Below are 1,304 nucleotides of genomic sequence, written 5' to 3' on the forward strand. Positions count from 1 at the left end.
TGGGGTTCCCCAGAAGTAGTGGACATCTGAGATAGCGGGACGTGGTCCCCTGGAAGGATGTTCGTATGTCTGCTCGTCGGCGTTCGTTTACCCCGGAGTATCGGGTGGAGGCCGCGCATCGGGTCATCGATGGGAACCGACCGGTGGCCGAGGTTGCCGTCGAGTTGAATCTGCATGAGAACCTGTTGCATAAGTGGGTGAGCCAGGAGCGTCGCCGGATGGCCGCTGCCGAGGGCGGCATGGTGCCTGATCCTGGTGATGGGCAATCGCTTTCACCGGATGAACGGGCCGAGCTGGTACGGCTTCGGGCCAAGGTCAGCGAGCAGGCCAAGGACATCGCGTTCCTGGAAAAAGCCTCGGCGTACTTTGCAGGGAAGCATCTAAAGTGAGCCGGTTCGAGCTCATGGCTGCAGAGTGCGCCTCCCACGACGTCACCCGGATGGCCACACTGTTGGGCGTGTCCACCTCGGGCTACTACAAGCACCTGCACCGCCTGAGGACTGCTGAGCCCACGCCCCGGGCCCAGCGCCGACGGGACTTGGAAGTCAAGATTTTGGCCCATCACAAGGACTCCCGGGGCACTTACGGGTCGCCGCGGATCACCGCCGATCTGCACGCTGCCGGCGAGCAGGTATCGGTCAACACCGTCGCGGCGATCATGGCCGCACTCGGGATCGAGGGCATCAGCCCGCGCACCTTCAAAACGACCACGGTCGTCGACCTGAGTGCGTCGTTCCCGCCGGATCTGGTCGGCCGATGTTTCGACCAGGGCCGTATTGATGCGGTGTGGTCCTCGGACATCACCTACCTGAGCTGCGGGGAAGGCGACATGTACCTGTGTGCGATCCGCGATGAGCATTCCCGGCGCGTGCTGGGCTGGGCCGTCGATGGCCACATGCGCACCGAGCTGGTGACCACCGCAGTGGACCGTGCGGTGTTCACCCGCGGCGGCCAGGTCAGCGACGTCATCCTGCACTCAGACCGCGGGACCCAGTACACCTCCCATGACATGGCCACCGCGGCCACGACCCACGGGCTGCGCCGATCCATGGGGGCCACCGGTATCTGCTGGGACAACGCCGGCGCCGAATCGCTGTGGTCGACGTTCAAACACGAGTACTACTACCGGCACACCTTCGGTACTAAAGCTGAATTGATTGCTGCAGTTGACAATTGGATGACATTCTACAACCATCAACGTCGACATTCAGCGATCGGAATGCGCTCACCCATCAACTACGAGCGCGCCCTGACTGTCACCCTGGAAGCAAGCTAACCGCGTCCACTTTTTCTGGGGAACCTCA

2 protein-coding genes are annotated in these 1,304 nt (G+C 62.6%); both read left to right on the forward strand.

The window, feature by feature from the left end:
* Positions 1-65 precede the first annotated feature (65 nt).
* Positions 66-389 (forward strand): transposase, encoded by a 324-nt coding sequence (locus A5740_RS04360; RefSeq protein ID WP_076191806.1) that lies wholly within the window; start codon positions 66-68, stop codon positions 387-389.
* Positions 386-1,276, forward strand: coding sequence for an IS3 family transposase (locus A5740_RS04365; RefSeq protein ID WP_139334928.1), 891 nt, complete (start codon positions 386-388; stop codon positions 1,274-1,276). Before A5740_RS04360 ends, A5740_RS04365 begins: the two co-directional genes overlap by 4 nt.
* The last annotated feature ends 28 nt before the right edge of the window (positions 1,277-1,304 follow it).

Origin of the sequence: Mycobacterium sp. GA-1841 (genome assembly GCF_001954135.1) — a bacterium.
Lineage (GTDB): Bacteria > Actinomycetota > Actinomycetes > Mycobacteriales > Mycobacteriaceae > Mycobacterium.

Excerpts from the sequence above, each read along its gene's own strand:
- A5740_RS04360 (WP_076191806.1), top strand. The coding sequence starts at position 66 with ATGTCTGCTCGTCGGCGTTCGTTTACCCCGGAGTATCGGGTGGAGGCC.